Below are 16322 nucleotides of genomic sequence, written 5' to 3'. Positions count from 1 at the left end.
GGGGAAGTGGACGGGGAACGGCTTTTTTGCGACACCGCGCTGGCGGCCAGGATCGAACACGCGGAAGCGCGGTTCGTCGCGGCGTGCAGTGCTGCCGCCCGGGTGCGGCTCGGGGATGACCTCGGCTTCGCGCGTCCGCTCGCCGGAGGGGTCGCGACCTTCGCCGAGGCGGGCTCACCGTTCGACAAGGTGGCCGGGCTCGGGTTCGCCGGGTTGCCGGACCCCGCGGAACTCGACGAGGTGGAAGCGGCCTTCGCCGAGCTCGGTGCGCCGGTGCAGGTCGAACTTTCCCAGCTCGCCGACGCGGCGGTCGGGGCGTTGCTGACCACGCGCGGCTACCGCCTGGAGTCGTACGAGAACGTGCTCGGACGGCGGATCGGTGACAGCGACTTCCCCGCCGACGTCCGCGCCTGCCGGGACGACGAGCTGGAAACCTGGCTCTCCGCCGTGGCCGAAGCGTCCCTGGTGGCCGACGAGCAGGGACTGCCCTCGCACGAGGACTTCCCGCGCGAGCTGCTCGTGAACGCCCTGCGGGACATGGCCGGCGTCCGGCGGTACCTCGCCGAACGCGACGGCGAGTTCGCCGGCGGCGCGAGCTTCCGGATCACCGACGGGATCGCGCAGTTCAGCGGCGCGGCGACGCTGCCCGCGCACCGGCGGCGCGGCGTCCAGACCGCGCTGCTGCGGGCCCGGCTCGCGGCGGCCGCCGAGGCCGGGTGCGACCTCGCCGTCGTCACCACGCAGCCCGGGTCGAAGTCGCACCAGAACGTGCAGCGGCAGGGCTTCGATCTGCTCTACGCCCGGGCGATCCTGGTGAAGGGCACCTCGGCGACCAGTTCCTCCGGCGCCGACAGCCGCCAGGCTTCGTAGAGGAGCTCGGCGAGTTCGTCGGCGTCGACGCCGTCGAGGTACACGACCACCCAGCCGAAGCCGCCGGCGGTGAACTGCACCTCGAACACGTCCGGCCGTTCCGAAACCAGCGCCAGCTGCTCGGACACGGTCTGCTTGAGACCGACGGTCCGCGTCCGCGGCCAGAAGTAGCCGAACCGCGTGCCGCGCACGCTGAACGACGAGTAGTCGCGCGCCTCCGAACGCTGGACCTCCGCCAGCCGGCCGAGCAGCTGTTCGAGTTCCCGGACCTGGACCGTCACCGTCGTCCCCTTTGTTCTCCGGCGACCACCGTAGCGCGCCGGTACGGTGGTCGGACATGAGCGACTCCGGAGACGTCCGCGAAGCGGTCCTCGACGACGGCCGCGAGGTGGTGGTCAAGCGCGGGCACGCCCCCGGCGCCACCGCCGCCGAGGCCGCGGGGCTGCGCTGGCTGGCCGCGGCGGGCACGGTCCCGATACCCACCGTGCACAGCCACGACCGGGACCGGCTGGTGATCGACCGCGTCCCCGCCGGTCGCCCGTCGGCGGCCGCGGCGGAACGGTTCGGCCGCGGGCTGGCCGGGTTGCACAGCGCGGGCGCCCCGGCGTTCGGTGCACCGCCGCCGGACGGACCGGCGGCGGCGTGGATCGGCCGGGCACCGATGGCCAACGTGCCGGCGGACGACTGGGCGTCCTGGTACGCGGCCGACCGCGTGCTGCCCTACGTTCGGCTGGCGAGGGACGCGGGCACGTTCGGCCCGTCCGAAGCGGCGTTGTTCGAGCGGGCCTGCACGCGGATCCCGGCCTCGGCCGAGCCGCCCGCGCGGCTGCACGGCGACCTCTGGAACGGCAACGTCCTGTGGGACGGGCGCGAGGCGTGGCTGATCGACCCGGCCGCCCACGGCGGGCACCGCGAGACGGACCTGGCCATGATGCACCTGTTCGGCTGCCCGCACCTGGACCGCATCCTCGGCGCCTACCGGGCAGATGCCCCGCTGGCGGACGGTTGGGAGGAGCGGATCGGGCTGCACCAGCTGTTCCCGCTGCTGGTGCACACCGTCCTGTTCGGACAGTCCTACGCCGGCCAGGCGCTGGCGGCGGCCCGCTCGTTCTAACAGTGATCGAGCATGCCGGCGAGGGCGTTCTTCTCCGGCACCGTGATCGTCAGGCCGTAGTCGTGCTTCACGACGATCCAGTCGGTGGCGTAGGCGCACCAGTACGACACGAGCGGCGGCTTCCACGCGTCCGGCGCCTTGTCGCTCTTCTGCTCGTTGAGGTTGTCGGTGACCGCCTTCAGCTGCGGGCGGACGAGGTCGTTCGCGAACTGCTCGCGGCGTTCCCGCGTCCAGCTCTTGGCGCCGCTGATCCAGGCCTGACCCAGCGGCACCATGTGGTCGATGTCCACATCGGACGCCTTGTGCCAGGTCTCGCCGTCGTAGGGGCTGACCCAGGTGCCCGACTTCGGGGCGCACTGCGCATCGGTCTGGACGTTCTGGCCATCGCGCTTGAGCACCTGCTCCCGGACGTCACAGTTCGCGTCGACCTTGTCCCAGTGCGGGAACTCGTCGCGACTGTAGCCGTCCATGGTGCCGCGCACGGCGATCTGCAGCGCTCCGAGCTCGTTGCGCGCCTCGGCGGGCGCGATCGGCGGGGCGGCGACCGTCCCGGGCGCTTGGGTCAGGGAGCCGCCGGAAGCGAGTCCGTCGGCGAGCTTGCAGCCGGTGACCGACGAACCCACGAGGACGGCGAGAAGGACAAGCGCTCGGGTGCGCGGCATCGTGAACCCCTTTCACGTCTACCGGGAGGTGCCCAGCCGACGCGCCGGGGAAACGGTGCAGATGGCGTAGCTGACGCGAAATAAACGTGGCAGTTCAGGAGCCGTGAAAGATCTGGTTGACGAACACGGCGGCCACCACCCCGGCGGCGACGAGCACGGTGAGCACGAAGACCAGGCCCCAGGGGATCTGCCGGATCGGCCGCTGCCGCGGGAAAACCTGGCCGCGCCCCGGCGGACTCCACGGGACGGGAGCGTCCTCGGCCATCACCGGCGCCGCCAGCGGCGGTTCCGGGAGCAACGGGACGACGGCGGGCAGCTGCGGCAGCCGGTCGAGCATCGGCAGCCGCGCCGGGAACCCGTCGGCGATGAGGGCCGCCCGGGGCGGGGCGAGGTGCGCGAGGGAAAGCGCATAGCAGGCGTCGAGGACCTCATCGGCCGACCAGACGGTCCGCCACCGGTTGTGCTGGGCGATGATCCGCCGCAGCCCACGCCGCTCGGCGAGGACGACGGCCACACCGGGCACCGGCTGCGGATCGGGCCAGCGCACCGCGGGCGGGCCGGCTTGGAGAGGTTGCTGCGGGCGGATTGCTTCGGCCGACGCCCGCTCGCCCCCGGCGCCATTTCGCCACGGGCCCGGCGCCGGTTCGCGCACCTGCCAGGCCGTCTCCGAGTCGCTTGCGGGTGGGACCGGAACCGACCCACCACCGCCCTGGGAGCCCTCCGCCGGTGCCGCCTCCGTCAAACTCCCCGAACCATCCGCCCGCCCGGCATCCCCCGCGTGCTCGACCACCTCCGGCCCGCTCCCCTGCGACACCGCCACCCGCACAGCGTCCGCCGACCCACTCGGCGCCGTCCCGTTGTTCCGGGACCCCGCCGGCGGGACCACCGCGACCAGGCCGGTCACGTGCCGGCCGCCTTCGTGGCCGGCCAGCGCGCCCCTGGCCGCCGCCACCACTGCTCCCGTTCGGTCGCCCGGGCCCGGCCACTCCACCGGGCCCGGCTCGTGGGCCGCGATCACCACCACTCCGCACCTCGTGAACACCAGCGCGTCCACGAACCGGGGACCGAGGCGGCTCGGCAGCGTGATGCCCGCCAGCGCCAGTCCGGTCAGGTGCTCCGGGCCCGGCCCCCACGAGCGCAGCAACGCCACCACATGCTCCGCCGCCGGCGGGAGCGGCCGGTCTTCACCGGTTCGCTGGAGGGCCACGAGCACGCCGGTCACACCTCCCACGACGACACCGCGAGCAGTCCCTCGACGGTAGGAGGAAAACCGGTCACCACCCCAGCAGCCGAACGAGTGGTCGATCACCACCGTGTGTAGTCACGCGCTCCCGAAGCGCTGCCCCAGCTACGGCCGCGGGGTGTTGCGCAGGTTGGCCCGCGCCAGGTCGACCATCTTGCCGACACCGCCGTTGAGCACCGTCTTCGTCGCCCCCAACGCGAACCCGCGCACCATTTCCCCGGTGATCCGCGGCGGGATCGACAGCGCGTTCGGGTCGGTCACCACCTCGACCACCGCCGGGCCGGGGTGGGCGAACGCCTTCTCCAGCGCGCCGCGCACGTCGCCGGGATCCTCGACGCGCTCGGAGAACACGCCGCAGGCCGCCGCGATCGCCGCGAAGTTCACCGGGGCGTGGTCGGTGCCGAAGTCGGGGAGGCCGTCCACCAGCATCTCCAGCTTCACCATGCCGAGCGTGGCGTTGTTGAACACCACCACCTTCACCGGGACGTCGTACGCCGGCAGCGTCAGCAGGTCGCCCATCAGCATCGCGAGCCCGCCGTCGCCCGACAGCGACACGACCTGGCGGCCCGGCTGGGACAGCTGGGCGCCGATCGCGTGCGGCAGCGCGTTCGCCATGCTGCCGTGCCGGAAGGACCCCAGCACCCGGCGGCGGCCGTTCGGTGTCAGGTACCGCGCGGCCCAGACGTTGCCCATGCCCGTGTCGACGGTGAACACCGCGTCGTCGGCGGCGACCTCGTCGAGCACCGAAGCGACGTACTCCGGGTGGATCGGGCGGCGGTGCTCGATCTTCGTCGTGTACGCGCCGACGACCTTCTCCAGCTTCCGCACGTGCTCGCGCAGCATCCGGTCGAGGAACGCCCGGTCGGTGCGGGGCCGCAGCAGCGGGAGCAGCGCGCGCAGTGTCTCGCGCACGTCGCCGTGCACCGCCAGGTCCAGCGGCGTGCGCCGGCCGAGGCGCGAGGTGTCGTGGTCGAGCTGGATCGTCCGGGCCTGCGGGAGGAAGTTGTCGTACGGGAAGTCCGTGCCCAGCAGCACGATCCGGTCGGCTTCGTGCATCGCGTCGTAGCAGGCGCCGTAGCCGAGCAGGCCGCTCATGCCGACGTCGAACGGGTTGTCGTACTGGATCCATTCCTTGCCGCCGAGCGAGTGCCCGACCGGCGCGGCGAGCTTTTCCGCCAGCGCCATGACCTCCTCGTGCGCGCCGCGCACGCCCGCGCCGGCGAACAGCATCACCTTCTCGCCGGAATTCAGCAGGTCGGCGAGTTCCCGGACGGTCTCCGGAGAAGGCACGGCGGGCGACGGCGTCACCAGCGGGAGGCGCTCGGTGAGCGGGCCGGCGGCCTTGCGGTCGGCGAGGTCGCCCGGGACGGTCAGCACCGCGACGCCACCCTTGCCGACGGCGGCCTGCGTGGCGATCCGCAGCAGCCGCGGCAGCTGGGCCGGGTCCGCCACGACCTCGCTGAAGTGGCTGCACTCGGCGAAGAGCCGGTCCGGGTGGGTCTCCTGGAAGAACCCGGTGCCGATCTGGTTCGACGGGATGTGCGACGCGATCGCCAGCACCGGCGCGCCAGACCGGTGGGCGTCGAACAGGCCGTTGATCAGGTGCAGGTTGCCCGGCCCGCAGCTGCCCGCGCAGACGGCGAGCTTGCCGGTGACCTGCGCCTCGGCCGCCGCGGCGAAGGCGGCCGTCTCCTCGTGGCGGACGTGCACCCACTCGATGCCGTCGGTGCGGCGGACCGCGTCGACGATCGGGTTCAGGCTGTCCCCGACGATGCCGTAGATGCGCTCGACCCCGGCGTCGCGCAGGGTCCTGACCAGTTGTTCTGCCACGGTAGCCATGCCTCCAGCGTGGGCCAGGATGATCGATGCGTCCAATGCCTGATTGGCTGAAAATCCATACACTGACGACATGGACGTCCAGACGCTGCGGCTCTTCCGCGAAGTCGCGGCCGGCGCCACCGTCACGGAGACCGCCGTGCGGGCGCACCTCACCCAGCCCGCGCTGTCGCGAGCCCTCCGGCGGCTCGAGCACGACGCCGGTGCCCAGCTCTTCCGCCGGTCCGGCCGGGTGCTGCGGCTGACGCCGGCCGGGCACGCCTTCAAGCGGCACGTCGACCTCGCGCTCGACCAGCTCGACCAGGGCCTGCGCGAGGTCGGCGAGATCGTCGCGCCGGACACCGGGGTCGTTCCGCTGGCATTCCTGCACACGTTCGGGACCTGGCTCGTCCCCGCCGTGCTGCGCGGCTTCCTGCGCGAGCACCCCGGGACCCGGTTCGAACTGCGGCAGCACGGCGAGGCCGGGCTCGAGGCGGAGCTGCTCGACGGCACCGCGGACCTCGTCATCACCAGCGGCGACCCCGGGCACCTCCAGCTGCACTGGTCCCGGCTGCTCGTCGAGCCGCTGCGGCTGGCCGTGCCGCCGCACCACCGGCTCGCCGGGCGCGCGCGGGTCCGCCTCGCCGACGTCGCGGCCGAGACGTTCATCCTCCTGCGGCCCGGTTATGCCCTGCGTGAGACGACCGAGCAGCTGTGCGCCGAAGCCGGGTTCGCCCCGCGCATCGGGTTCGAAGGCGACGAAGTCGAGACCCTGCGCGGGCTCGTCACCGCCGGGCTCGGCGTGTCCGTGCTTCCGTTGCCGCACACGGCGGCCTTCCCCGCGCCGCACCTGGAACTGACCGATGTGGACGCTGCGCGCGACATCGGGCTCGCCTGGGCGGCCGGGCGGAATCTCCCGCCGCCCAGCGAAACCTTCCGCCGGCACGTCCTCGCCACCGTGCCCCCGCAATTCGACCGTCCACAAGGGACGATGTGAGAAGTGCCGTGCCGGCCCGCGAAACCACCGCCGGTGTGCCAGGGTGGAGGTATGGTCGCCGCGTTGAGATCCGCCCTGCTGTCCTGGACCTCCGTCACCCCGGTGCTCGGCGTGCTCGTGCTGGCGCTCGCCTGGGGCCGCGACCTCGGCCCGGTCTTCGTGGCCGTCGTGGCCGTCGCGCTGGGGGCGACCGTGCTGGCCGCGGTGCACCACGCCGAGGTCGTCGCCCACCGCGTCGGGGAACCGTTCGGCTCGCTGGTACTCGCGGTGGCGGTCACCGTCATCGAGGTCGCGCTGATCGTCACGATGATGGTCTCCGGCGGGCCGGAGGCGGGTTCGCTCGCGCGGGACACGGTGTTCGCCGCCGTCATGATCACCACCAACGGCATCGTCGGCATCTCGCTGCTGGTCGGCGCCCGCCGCTACGGCTCGACGCTGTTCAACTCCGAAGGCAGCGGCGCCGCGCTGGCCACGGTCACGACGCTGGCCACGCTGAGCCTGGTGCTCCCGGCGTTCACCACCAGCACACCCGGACCGGCCTTCTCCCCCACCCAGCTGACGTTCGCGGCACTGGCGTCCCTGGTGCTGTACGGGACGTTCGTGCTGACGCAGACGGTGCGCCACCGCGACTTCTTCCTCCCGGTGGCGGCCGACGGCGCGGTCAAGGAGGACGACCACGCCGACCCGCCGTCGAACCGGGCGGCGCTGGGCAGCCTGGCGCTGCTGCTGGTGGCTTTGGTCGCGGTGGTCGGGCTGGCGAAGGTGGAGTCGCCGGCGATCGAGGCCGGGGTGCGCGCCGCCGGGTTCCCGCAGTCGTTCGTCGGCGTGGTGATCGCGCTGCTGGTGCTGTTACCGGAGACCCTCGCCGCGACGCGCGCGGCCCAGCGCGACCGGATGCAGATCAGCCTCAACCTCGCGTACGGCTCGGCGATCGCGAGCATCGGCCTGACGATCCCGGCGATCGCGCTGGCGTCGGTGTGGCTGCCGGGCCGGCTCCTGCTCGGCCTGGGCTCGACGCAGATCGTGCTGCTCGCGCTCACGGTGGTGGTGAGCGTCCTGACGGTGGTCCCCGGCCGCGCGACCCGCCTCCAGGGCGGCGTGCACCTGGTGCTGCTGGCGGGCTTCCTGGTGCTGGCCATCAACCCCTGACCCGTGATGCCCCGCCGAACGCAGTGAATGACTCATTCCTGACGTCGGACGTCAGGAATGAGTCATTCACTGCGTTCGGGCCGGCTCGGAGGTCGTGGTGACCTCGATGCCGACGACGCACGTGTCGTCGTCCGTGTCCGCCGTGCTGTAGGTCAGCAGCCGGTCCAGCTGGTGCTCGAGGCCGCCGTCGTGGCCGTCGACCAGCGTCACCAGGCGGGACACCGAATCCTGGACCGGGCGGTCGCGGCGCTCGATCAGGCCGTCGGTGTAGATCAGCAGGATGTCGCCCTCGGCGAGCTGCAGCTCGTCCTCCTCGTACTCCACCTCGCGGACCGCGCCGAGGAGTGAGCCGCGGATCAGGGGCAGCGTCGTCGCCGTACCGTCGCGGTGGCGGACGATCGGGGGCAGGTGCCCGGCCCGCGCCCAGCGCAGCTTCCGGTGCGCCGGGTCGTAGACCGCCGCGACCGCCGTGGCCGTGACGTGGTCCGTCAGGTGGTAGGCCACCAGGTTCAGCCACGTCAGCAGCTGGGCCGGCCCGGCGCCGGTCGCCGCGAGGCCGCGCAGGGCGTTGCGCAGGCTCACCATGCCCGTCGCCGCGTCGATGCCGTGGCCGGCGACGTCGCCGACGCACAGCAGGACCTCGCCGGTCGGCAACGCGACCGCGTCGTACCAGTCGCCGCCGACCAGGTGCTCCTTCTCCGCCGGCCGGTAGCGGACCGCCGCGCGCAGGCCCGGCATGTCGATCGGGCCCTTGGCCGGCGGCATGATCGCGTGCTGCAGCTGCAGCGCGAGCCGGTTGCGCTCGATCGCCTCCTGCTCGGTCTCGGCCAGCCTGTCCCGCGTCGCGGCCAGCGCCACCTCGGTCCAGTGCTGCGACGAGACGTCCTGGTAGGCGCCGCGGACCGCGACCAGCTCGCCGCGGGCGTCGACGACCGGCTCGGCGACCACCCGGATGTGCCGGGCGACGCCGTCGGAGCGCTGCAGCCGGAACGCCGTCGACGACGGCCGCTTGTGGTGCAGCACCGCACGCAGGAACCGGCCGATCGCCTGGCCGTCGTCGGGGTGCGCGTGCGCGGCCAGTTCGTGCAGTGACAGCGGCGTCGCGTTCGGCGGCAGGCCGTACAGCGCGAAGAGCTCGGTGTTCCAGGTGATCACCCCGGTGACCACGTTCTCCTCGAAGCCGCCGATGCGCCCGAGCCGCTGCGCGTGCTGCAGCAGCACCGCGAGCTTCGCCGCGTCGTCCTGGATGCGCAGGATCAGCAGCACGTTCCCGGCGAAGCGCGTCACGCTGACGTCGGTGAGCACGGTCAACGGCACCTGGTCGACCAGGGTGGTGATCGCCATGCTGTCGGCCCGGAACGGCTCGCCGGTGGCGTAGACGCGCTGGATCTTGTCGAGCAGCCCGCTTTCCTCGGCCGCCAGCGGGTACGCCTCCAGCAGCCGGGTGCCGACGATCCGGCTGCGCGGCCGCCCACCCGGGTCCGCGAACCGGACGTTCGCGTGGTGGATGCGGAAGTCGCTGAGCCGGTCGCCGCCGTCGACGCACGGCGACAGCAGCACCGCCGGGTCGTGCAGGCCGTCGATGAAGTCGACCAGCTCGCCGAGGAAGTCGCCGGCGCCACCGGCGGCCACCACGCCGTCCCAGGTGTCGAGAGTGTGCGCGCACAGCTCGGCCAAAGCCTCCAGCTGACGTCGCTGGCGGCCGGGCTCCGCGGGCAGCGGCTCCGGCCAGCACATCTCGACGACGCCGATGATCCGCCCGCCGGTGCCGGTCGGCACCGCCACCCGGCCGCCTCCGGACAGCGTGTGCTGCCCGATCGACGGCAGCCCACCGCCCGCGAGCGTCGGGAACCAGACGGTGTCACGCTCGATCAGCGCGCTGCGGGCGGGCGTCGCCACGCCGGGCGGGACGTAGCACCAGCGCGCCGCTTCCTCGGCGGAGAAGCCGGCCGAACCGGCCAGCGTCAGCGACCCGTCCGGCCCGGCGAGCCACACCGCGACGGCGGTCGCGCCGAGCGGCCGCAGCGCGTGCTCCAAAATGGACTCCGCGACGCGCTGGGTGTCCCCCGCCGCGAGCGCCCCGCTCTCGGCGGTCCGCAGCCGCACCGCGACGGACTCTTCCCCATCGGCTCGGGCCAGGAACTCCTGCGTCACCTCGCTGATGCGGTCCTCGGCCGCCTCGCCGACGACGTCCGCGGCGAACTCCAGCGGCGTCACCCCGGACCGCTCGGCCAGCGACTCGAGCTGCTTCGCCGCGTCCGACGGCGTGCAGTGCAGGCGTTCCATCAGCACGCCCTTGGCCAGCTCGATCAGCCCGCGGCCGTCCGCGACGGCGTGCGCGTGGTCGACCTCGCCGCGCAGCCGGGCGACGGTGTCGGCCAGCCGGGCGAGGTTGGCCGACACCTCGGCCGGTGAGGGCAGCACGGGGATCGCCTGGTCTTCGGCGGGCAACCGCTCGTCCCCGATCACGCCGTCACGTGCCGCTTGATGCGGGCGATCAGGTCGTCCGCATCGACCGGTTTCGTGACGTAGTCGGTCGCTCCCGAGGCGAGACTCTTCTCCCGGTCGCCCGGCATCGCCTTGGCCGTCACCGCGACGATCGGGATCCCGGCGTGCTCGGGCATCGCCCGGATCTTCGCCGTCGCGGTGTAGCCGTCCATCTCCGGCATCATCACGTCCATCAGGATCAGGTCGATGCCGGGGTGCGACGCGACCGTTTCGACGCCCTTGCGGCCGTCCTCCGCGTGCAGCACGTGCATCCCGTGCAGTTCCAGGATCCCGGTCAGCGCGTAGACGTTGCGCGGGTCGTCGTCGACGATCAGCACCGTCCGGCCGGCCAGCGTGGTGTCGACGTCGGCCGGGCGCACCGGCGCCGCCGGTTCGTCCGGGCGGACCAGCGGCAGCACCGCGCCCGGCTCCTCCGCCGACAGGTGCAGCGCGATCCGCTCGCGCAGCTCGTCCAGCCCGGACAGCACCTCGAGCGACGGCACGTCCGCGCGGGACTGCACCAGCTGTTCGAGCTCGCCGTCGAGCCGGCGGCTGTTGTGCGCCAGCACGGGAACCAGCCGCAGCGCGCTGTCGCCCTGCATCGCGTCGAGGAAGGTGAACGCGGTCCGCTCCGGCAGGTCCAGGTCGAGCACCACGCAGTGGTAGGCGTCGGTGGCGAGCGCGGCGGCCGCTTCCTGCGTCCCGACCGCCGTCACGACTTCGACGTCGGCGGGCGACAGGCCGATGTCCCGGCTGTCGGCCAGGTCCGCCGCCGCGCTTTCGGCGACGAGCGTCAGCAGCCCGTGCTGGCGCTCCTCGACGACCAGCAGCCGCCGGTAGGCCCGCGGCCCCGACACCGGGAGGGCGGTACCCGAATCGGTCGTCGTGAGCTCGGTGCCGGGGTGCTCGCCCGCGGGCAGCGGCGCGAAGTCCGGACGGGCCACCGGGAGCGCGAAGACGAACGTGCTGCCCTCGCCCAGCGTGCTTTGGGCGGTGATGACGCCGCCGAGCAGCTGCGCGATCTCGCGGCTGATCGACAGGCCGAGCCCGGTGCCGCCGTACTTGCGGCTGGTCGTGCCGTCGGCCTGCTGGAACGCGCCGAAGATCGATTCGAGCTGGTGCTCGGCGATCCCGATGCCGGTGTCGGTGACCCGGAACGCGACGGCGGGGCCGTGCACGCGCAGCGGCCGGGGCAGCCGCTCGGGGTCCACCGGCTCGATGTGCAGCTCGATCCCGCCGACCTCGGTGAACTTGACCGCGTTGGACAGCAGGTTGCGCAGCACCTGCCGCAGCCGCGAGTCGTCGGTGAGCAGCTCGATGGGCGAACCGGGCGCCACGGTGATCCGGAAGTCCAGGTTGCGCTGCGAGGTCATCGGCCGGAACGTCGCCTCGACGTAGTCGATGAGCTGGCGCAGCGACACCTGCTCCGGGGTGACGTCCATCTTCCCCGCCTCGACCTTGGACAGGTCGAGGATGTCGTTGATCAGCTGGAGCAGGTCCGAACCCGCGGAGTGGATGATGCCCGCGTACTCGACCTGCTTGGCGGTCAGGTTGCGGGTGGGGTTCTGCGCGAGCAGCTGGGCGAGGATCAGCAGGCTGTTGAGCGGGGTGCGCAGCTCGTGGCTCATGTTGGCCAGGAACTCGGACTTGTACTTCGACGCCAGCGTCAGCTGCTGGGCGCGGGCCTCCAGCTCCTGGCGGGCCTGCTCGATCTCCAGGTTCTTCGTCTCGATGTCGCGGTTCTGCGTGACCAGCAGCGCCGCCTTTTCCTCCAGCTCGGCGTTGGACGACTGGAGTTCCTCCTGGCGCGCCTGCAGCTCCTCCGAGCGGGCCTGCAGTTCCGCGGTCAGCCGCTGCGACTCGCCGAGCAGCTCGTCGGTGCGGGCGTTGGCGACGATGCTGTTGACGTTGACGCCGATCTGCTCCATCAACAGCTCGAGGAACGCCCGGTGCACCAGCGTGAAGCCGTGCACCGACGCCAGCTCGATCACGCCGAGCACCTGGTCCTCGACCACGATCGGCAGCACGATCAGGCTGGCCGGCGTGGTGCTGCCGAGGCCGGAGGAGATGGTGGCGTAACCGGGCGGCACGTCGTCGACGGCGATCGCGCGGCGGCTGCGGGCGGCCTGGCCGACCAGCGACTGGCCGACCCGGAACCGGACCGCCGGGCCGTCCCCGTCGTCCGGGTGGCCGTACGCGCCGACCAGCCGCAGCTCAGGGACCTCGGCGGTGTCGTCGGCCAGGTAGAACGCGCCGTACTGGGCGTTGACCAGCGGGACGAGCTCGTCCATCACCGCGGCCGCGACGACGGCGAGGTCGCGGCGGCCCTGCATCAGCCCGGTGATCGTGGCCAGGTTGGACTTCAGCCAGTCCTGCTCCTGGTTCGCCCGCGTCGTCTCGCGCAGCGACTCCACCATCGAGTTGATGTTGTCCTTCAGCTCGGCGACCTCGCCGGAGGCGTCGACGGTGATCGAGCGGGTCAGGTCGCCCTCGGCGACCGCGCTGGTCACCTCGGCGATCGCGCGCACCTGGCGGGTGAGGTTCCCGGCCAGCTCGTTGACGTTCTCCGTCAGCCGCTTCCACGTCCCGGACACGCCTTCGACCTCGGCCTGGCCGCCGAGGCGGCCTTCGCTGCCGACCTCGCGGGCCACGCGTGTGACCTCCGCGGCGAACGCCGAGAGCTGGTCGACCATCGTGTTGATCGTGGTCTTGAGCTCGAGGATCTCGCCGCGGGCGTCGACGTCGATCTTGCGGGTCAGATCGCCCTGGGCGACGGCGGTGGTCACCTGGGCGATGTTGCGGACCTGCCCGGTGAGGTTGTTCGCCATCGAGTTGACGTTGTCGGTGAGGTCCTTCCACGTGCCGGCCACGTTCGGCACCCGCGCCTGGCCGCCGAGCATGCCCTCGGTGCCGACCTCGCGGGCCACCCGGGTGACCTCGTCCGCGAACGCGGACAGCGTGTCGACCATCGTGTTGATCACGTCGGCCAGGGCCGCGACCTCGCCCTTGGCCTCGACGGTGATCTTGCCCGACAGGTCGCCGCGGGCGACGGCCGTGGCGACTTGGGCGATCGAGCGGACCTGGCCGGTCAGGTTGGACGCCATGACGTTGACGTTGTCGGTGAGGTTCTTCCACGTCCCGGACACGCCGCGGACGGTGGCCTGGCCGCCGAGGTTGCCCTCGGTGCCGACCTCGCGCGCCACCCGGGTGACCTCGTCCGCGAACGCGGACAGCTGATCCACCATCGTGTTGATGGTGTCCTTCAGCTCGAGGATCTCGCCGCGGGCGTCGACGCGGATCTTCTGGGACAGGTCGCCGCGGGCGACCGCGGTGGTGACCTGGGCGATCGAGCGGACCTGCGCGGTGAGGTTGTCGGCCATGACGTTGACCGACTCGGTGAGGTCCTTCCAGGTGCCCGAGACGCCCTTGACGTCCGCCTGGCCGCCCAGCCGGCCCTCGGTGCCCACCTCGCGCGCCACCCGGGTGACCTCGTCCGCGAACGCGGACAGCTGATCCACCATCGTGTTCAGCGTGTCCTTGAGCTCCAGGACCTCGCCGCGGGCGGTGACGTTGATCTTCTGCGACAGATCGCCGCTCGCCACCGCGGTGGCGACCTGGGCGATGTTGCGGACCTGGTCGGTCAGGTTGCCGGCCATGAAGTTCACCGAGTCGGTGAGGTCGCGCCAGGTGCCCGAGACGCCCTTGACGTCGGCTTGGCCGCCCAGCCGGCCTTCGGTGCCGACTTCTCGGGCGACGCGGGTGACCTCGTCCGCGAAGGACGACAGCTGGTCGACCATCGTGTTGATGGTGTTCTTGAGTTCGAGGATTTCACCGCGGGCGTCGACGGTGATCTTCTGCGAGAGATCGCCCTTCGCGACCGCCGTCGTCACCTGGGCGATGTTGCGGACCTGGTCGGTCAGGTTGCCCGCCATGAAGTTCACCGAGTCGGTGAGGTCGCGCCAGACGCCGCCGACGCCGGGCACCTGCGCCTGGCCGCCCAGGCGGCCTTCGCTGCCCACCTCGCGCGCCACCCGGGTGACCTCGTCCGCGAACGACGACAGCTGGTCCACCATCGTGTTGACGGTGTCCTTCAGCTCGAGGATCTCGCCGCGGGCGTCGACGTCGATCTTCTGCGACAGGTCACCCTTCGCGACCGCGGTCGCCACCTGGGCGATGTCGCGGACCTGGGTGGTCAGGTTGCCGGCCATGGCGTTCACCGAATCGGTGAGGTCCTTCCACGTGCCGGACACGCCGGGGACCTTCGCCTGCCCGCCCAGCTGCCCCTCGCTGCCGACCTCGCGGGCGACGCGGGTGACCTCGGAGGTGAACAGCGAGAGCTGGTCGGCCATGCCGTTGAACACCGTGGCGATCTCGCCGAGCAGGCCGTCGGCCCCGCCCGGCAGCCGGATGCCGAAGTCGCCGTCGCGGACGGCGGTCAGGCCGGCCAGCAGGCGGCGCAGCTCCTGCTCCCCGGCCTCGCCCACGCCCGAGGCATCCGCCCCCGCCCCCGGGCGCACACCGTCGACCATTGCCCCACTCATCCGCCACCTGTTTCTTCGTTTGTCGCCCACCGCGGCGCCGTCCCGCTGCGTGCACACCGGATGGCTCAGCATAGTGCAGCTGCACTAGAGTGGACGGCAACGGTTGAGCAACCAGCCACGCCCGTGTCCACGCGTGCTCCCCTGGCGGTGCTCGAGAGCCTTTCCTTCTCTCCCAGGCCATCCGGCCGCATTGACCCGTTCGGCTGAATGGCGGTACGGGCGACGTCGACGCGTGCTCCACAGTGTCGCGAGGCTTCGTCGCGCCCTCTGCCGGAGTCCGGAGTGGACACTCCACTGTGGAGCTTCGGCGTCAGAGCCAGTCCTTTTTCTTGAACAACGCGTACAGCCCCACCGAAAGCACCACCAAGATGACCGTCGAAGTCCAGAACCCGCTCGGCGCGCCGTTTCCCGGGTACGGCACGTTCTGGCCGTAGAACCCGGTCACCGCGGTGGGCACCGCGATCACCGCGGCCCAGCCGGTGACCTTCTTCATGATCAGGTTCAGCCGGTTGCCCTGCAGGTTCAGCTGGGTTTCCCGGACCGTCGCGATCAGCTCCCGCAGCGCCTCGGTCTGCTCGGCCGCCTGGCGGGCGTGGTCGTGGACGTCCTCGAAGTACGGGCGGGTCAGCTCGTCGGCCACCTGCAGGTCCGGCCGCATCAGGGAGCTGATCACCTCGCGCATCGGCAGCACCACGCGGCGCAGCGCGGTCAGGCTCTGGCGCAGCCGGAACGACCGGCGCTGCAGCTCCGAGGAGTCCGGCCGGTCGGCGAAGAGCAGATCCTCCAGGGCTTCGACCTCGTCGTCGAGCGCCTGCACGGCTTCGTACTGCCCGTCGACGACGTGGTCGAGCAGGCCGTGCAGCAGGAAGGGCACGCCGGACTTCGCCAGTTCCGTCGCCCGGTCCCAGCGGCGCAGGACCGGCTCGATGTCGAAGCCGTCGTCCTTGCGCACGGTCACCAGCGCCCGCGGCGTGACGAAGGCCCCGAGCTCGGCGGTGGTGAGGCGGCCGGTGCCCGCGTCGAACCGCACAGCGTAGGCGGACAGGAAGGCGTGGCCGTCGTAGCGGTCCAGCTTGGGCCGCTGGTGTTCGGAGACCGCGTCTTCGACGGCGAGCCGGTGGAGGCCCAGTTCTTCGGCGAGCCGGGCCAGATCCGCTTCGGTCGGCTCGCAGAGGTCGACCCACACCGCGGTGCCCGGCTCGGCCAGGAACTCCGACACGTCCTCGACGGGGAAGTCTTCCTTCTGCAGCGCGCCGTCGCGGTACACCCGGGTTCTGGTCATACCGCGGGATGCCCGGACGGGCCGGGCTTCACACCCCTCCGGCCGCCGGGCGAACCCACCGTGGCTCCACCCGCCGATCCCGAGCTTAGACCACATCTCATTTGGGGTTGTTGTGGGTGAGCAGGTCCAGTTTGATGGCTCGGCGGTAGCAGATCACCGCGC

Annotated in this window: 11 protein-coding genes; 4 read left to right on the top strand and 7 right to left on the bottom strand. The window is 72.0% G+C overall.

Annotated features, from left to right (window positions below; translation table 11 throughout):
• Positions 1–6 precede the first annotated feature (6 nt).
• A complete protein-coding gene (locus tag ISP_RS23690; RefSeq protein ID WP_013226373.1) occupies positions 7–870 on the top strand; it encodes a GNAT family N-acetyltransferase in 864 nt (287 codons plus the stop codon).
• Here the strand turns inward: ISP_RS23690 and ISP_RS23685 are convergent.
• A complete protein-coding gene (locus tag ISP_RS23685; protein WP_014467130.1) occupies positions 795–1151 on the bottom strand; it encodes an MmcQ/YjbR family DNA-binding protein in 357 nt (118 codons plus the stop codon). The genes ISP_RS23690 and ISP_RS23685 overlap by 76 nt on opposite strands.
• Before the next feature lie 56 nt (positions 1152–1207).
• Between ISP_RS23685 and ISP_RS23680 the strand changes: the two genes are divergently transcribed.
• Positions 1208–1984, top strand: coding sequence for a fructosamine kinase family protein (locus tag ISP_RS23680; RefSeq protein WP_013226372.1), 777 nt, complete (start codon positions 1208–1210; stop codon positions 1982–1984).
• Here the strand turns inward: ISP_RS23680 and ISP_RS23675 are convergent.
• From ISP_RS23675 to ISP_RS23665, 3 genes are all read right to left on the bottom strand, one after another.
• Positions 1981–2646: an HNH endonuclease family protein gene (locus tag ISP_RS23675; RefSeq protein ID WP_013226371.1), complete on the bottom strand. Its 666-nt coding sequence runs from the start codon at positions 2644–2646 to the stop codon at positions 1981–1983. The genes ISP_RS23680 and ISP_RS23675 overlap by 4 nt on opposite strands.
• Before the next feature lie 94 nt (positions 2647–2740).
• Entirely contained in the window at positions 2741–3877 is a 1137-nt protein-coding gene (locus tag ISP_RS23670) for a hypothetical protein (RefSeq protein WP_230468918.1), read from the bottom strand.
• Positions 3878–3994: 117 nt separating this feature from the next.
• Complete coding sequence (locus tag ISP_RS23665; RefSeq protein ID WP_013226369.1) at positions 3995–5728, bottom strand: pyruvate dehydrogenase; 1734 nt, start codon at positions 5726–5728, stop codon at positions 3995–3997.
• Positions 5729–5798: 70 nt separating this feature from the next.
• On the opposite strand from ISP_RS23665, the gene ISP_RS23660 reads away from it, so the two are divergent.
• Together ISP_RS23660 and ISP_RS23655 are read left to right on the top strand one after the other, a co-directional pair.
• Entirely contained in the window at positions 5799–6701 is a 903-nt protein-coding gene (locus ISP_RS23660; RefSeq protein WP_013226368.1) for a LysR family transcriptional regulator, read from the top strand.
• A 51-nt stretch (positions 6702–6752) separates the two neighbouring features.
• On the top strand, positions 6753–7850 hold the full coding sequence (locus tag ISP_RS23655; protein ID WP_013226367.1) for a calcium:cation antiporter: 1098 nt from the start codon (positions 6753–6755) through the stop codon (positions 7848–7850).
• A gap of 66 nt (positions 7851–7916) precedes the next feature.
• On the opposite strand, the gene ISP_RS23650 is transcribed toward ISP_RS23655, so the two are convergent.
• The 3 genes from ISP_RS23650 to ISP_RS23640 form a co-directional block, all read right to left on the bottom strand.
• Positions 7917–10319: a SpoIIE family protein phosphatase gene (locus tag ISP_RS23650; RefSeq protein ID WP_013226366.1), complete on the bottom strand. Its 2403-nt coding sequence runs from the start codon at positions 10317–10319 to the stop codon at positions 7917–7919.
• Positions 10316–14866 carry a HAMP domain-containing protein gene (locus tag ISP_RS23645; RefSeq protein ID WP_013226365.1) on the bottom strand — a complete coding sequence of 1517 codons (4551 nt, stop codon included), beginning with the start codon at positions 14864–14866 and terminating at the stop codon, positions 10316–10318. Before ISP_RS23645 ends, ISP_RS23650 begins: the two co-directional genes overlap by 4 nt.
• A gap of 322 nt (positions 14867–15188) precedes the next feature.
• A complete protein-coding gene (locus ISP_RS23640) occupies positions 15189–16160 on the bottom strand; it encodes a magnesium transporter CorA family protein (protein ID WP_230468917.1) in 972 nt (323 codons plus the stop codon).
• Positions 16161–16322 lie beyond the last annotated feature (162 nt).

Origin of the sequence: Amycolatopsis mediterranei (assembly GCF_026017845.1) — a bacterium.
Lineage (GTDB): Bacteria > Actinomycetota > Actinomycetes > Mycobacteriales > Pseudonocardiaceae > Amycolatopsis > Amycolatopsis mediterranei.
The sequence above is the reverse complement of the archived record's forward strand: the minus strand, read 5'-3'. Positions and strand labels throughout refer to the sequence as shown.

Excerpts from the sequence above, each read along its gene's own strand:
- ISP_RS23680 (WP_013226372.1), top strand. The coding sequence starts at position 1,208 with ATGAGCGACTCCGGAGACGTCCGCGAAGCGGTCCTCGACGACGGCCGC.
- ISP_RS23675 (WP_013226371.1), bottom strand. The coding sequence starts at position 2,646 with ATGCCGCGCACCCGAGCGCTTGTCCTTCTCGCCGTCCTCGTGGGTTCG.
- ISP_RS23665 (WP_013226369.1), bottom strand. The coding sequence starts at position 5,728 with ATGGCTACCGTGGCAGAACAACTGGTCAGGACCCTGCGCGACGCCGGG.
- ISP_RS23660 (WP_013226368.1), top strand. The coding sequence starts at position 5,799 with ATGGACGTCCAGACGCTGCGGCTCTTCCGCGAAGTCGCGGCCGGCGCC.
- ISP_RS23655 (WP_013226367.1), top strand. The coding sequence starts at position 6,753 with ATGGTCGCCGCGTTGAGATCCGCCCTGCTGTCCTGGACCTCCGTCACC.
- ISP_RS23645 (WP_013226365.1), bottom strand. The coding sequence starts at position 14,866 with ATGGTCGACGGTGTGCGCCCGGGGGCGGGGGCGGATGCCTCGGGCGTG.
- ISP_RS23640 (WP_230468917.1), bottom strand. The coding sequence starts at position 16,160 with ATGACCAGAACCCGGGTGTACCGCGACGGCGCGCTGCAGAAGGAAGAC.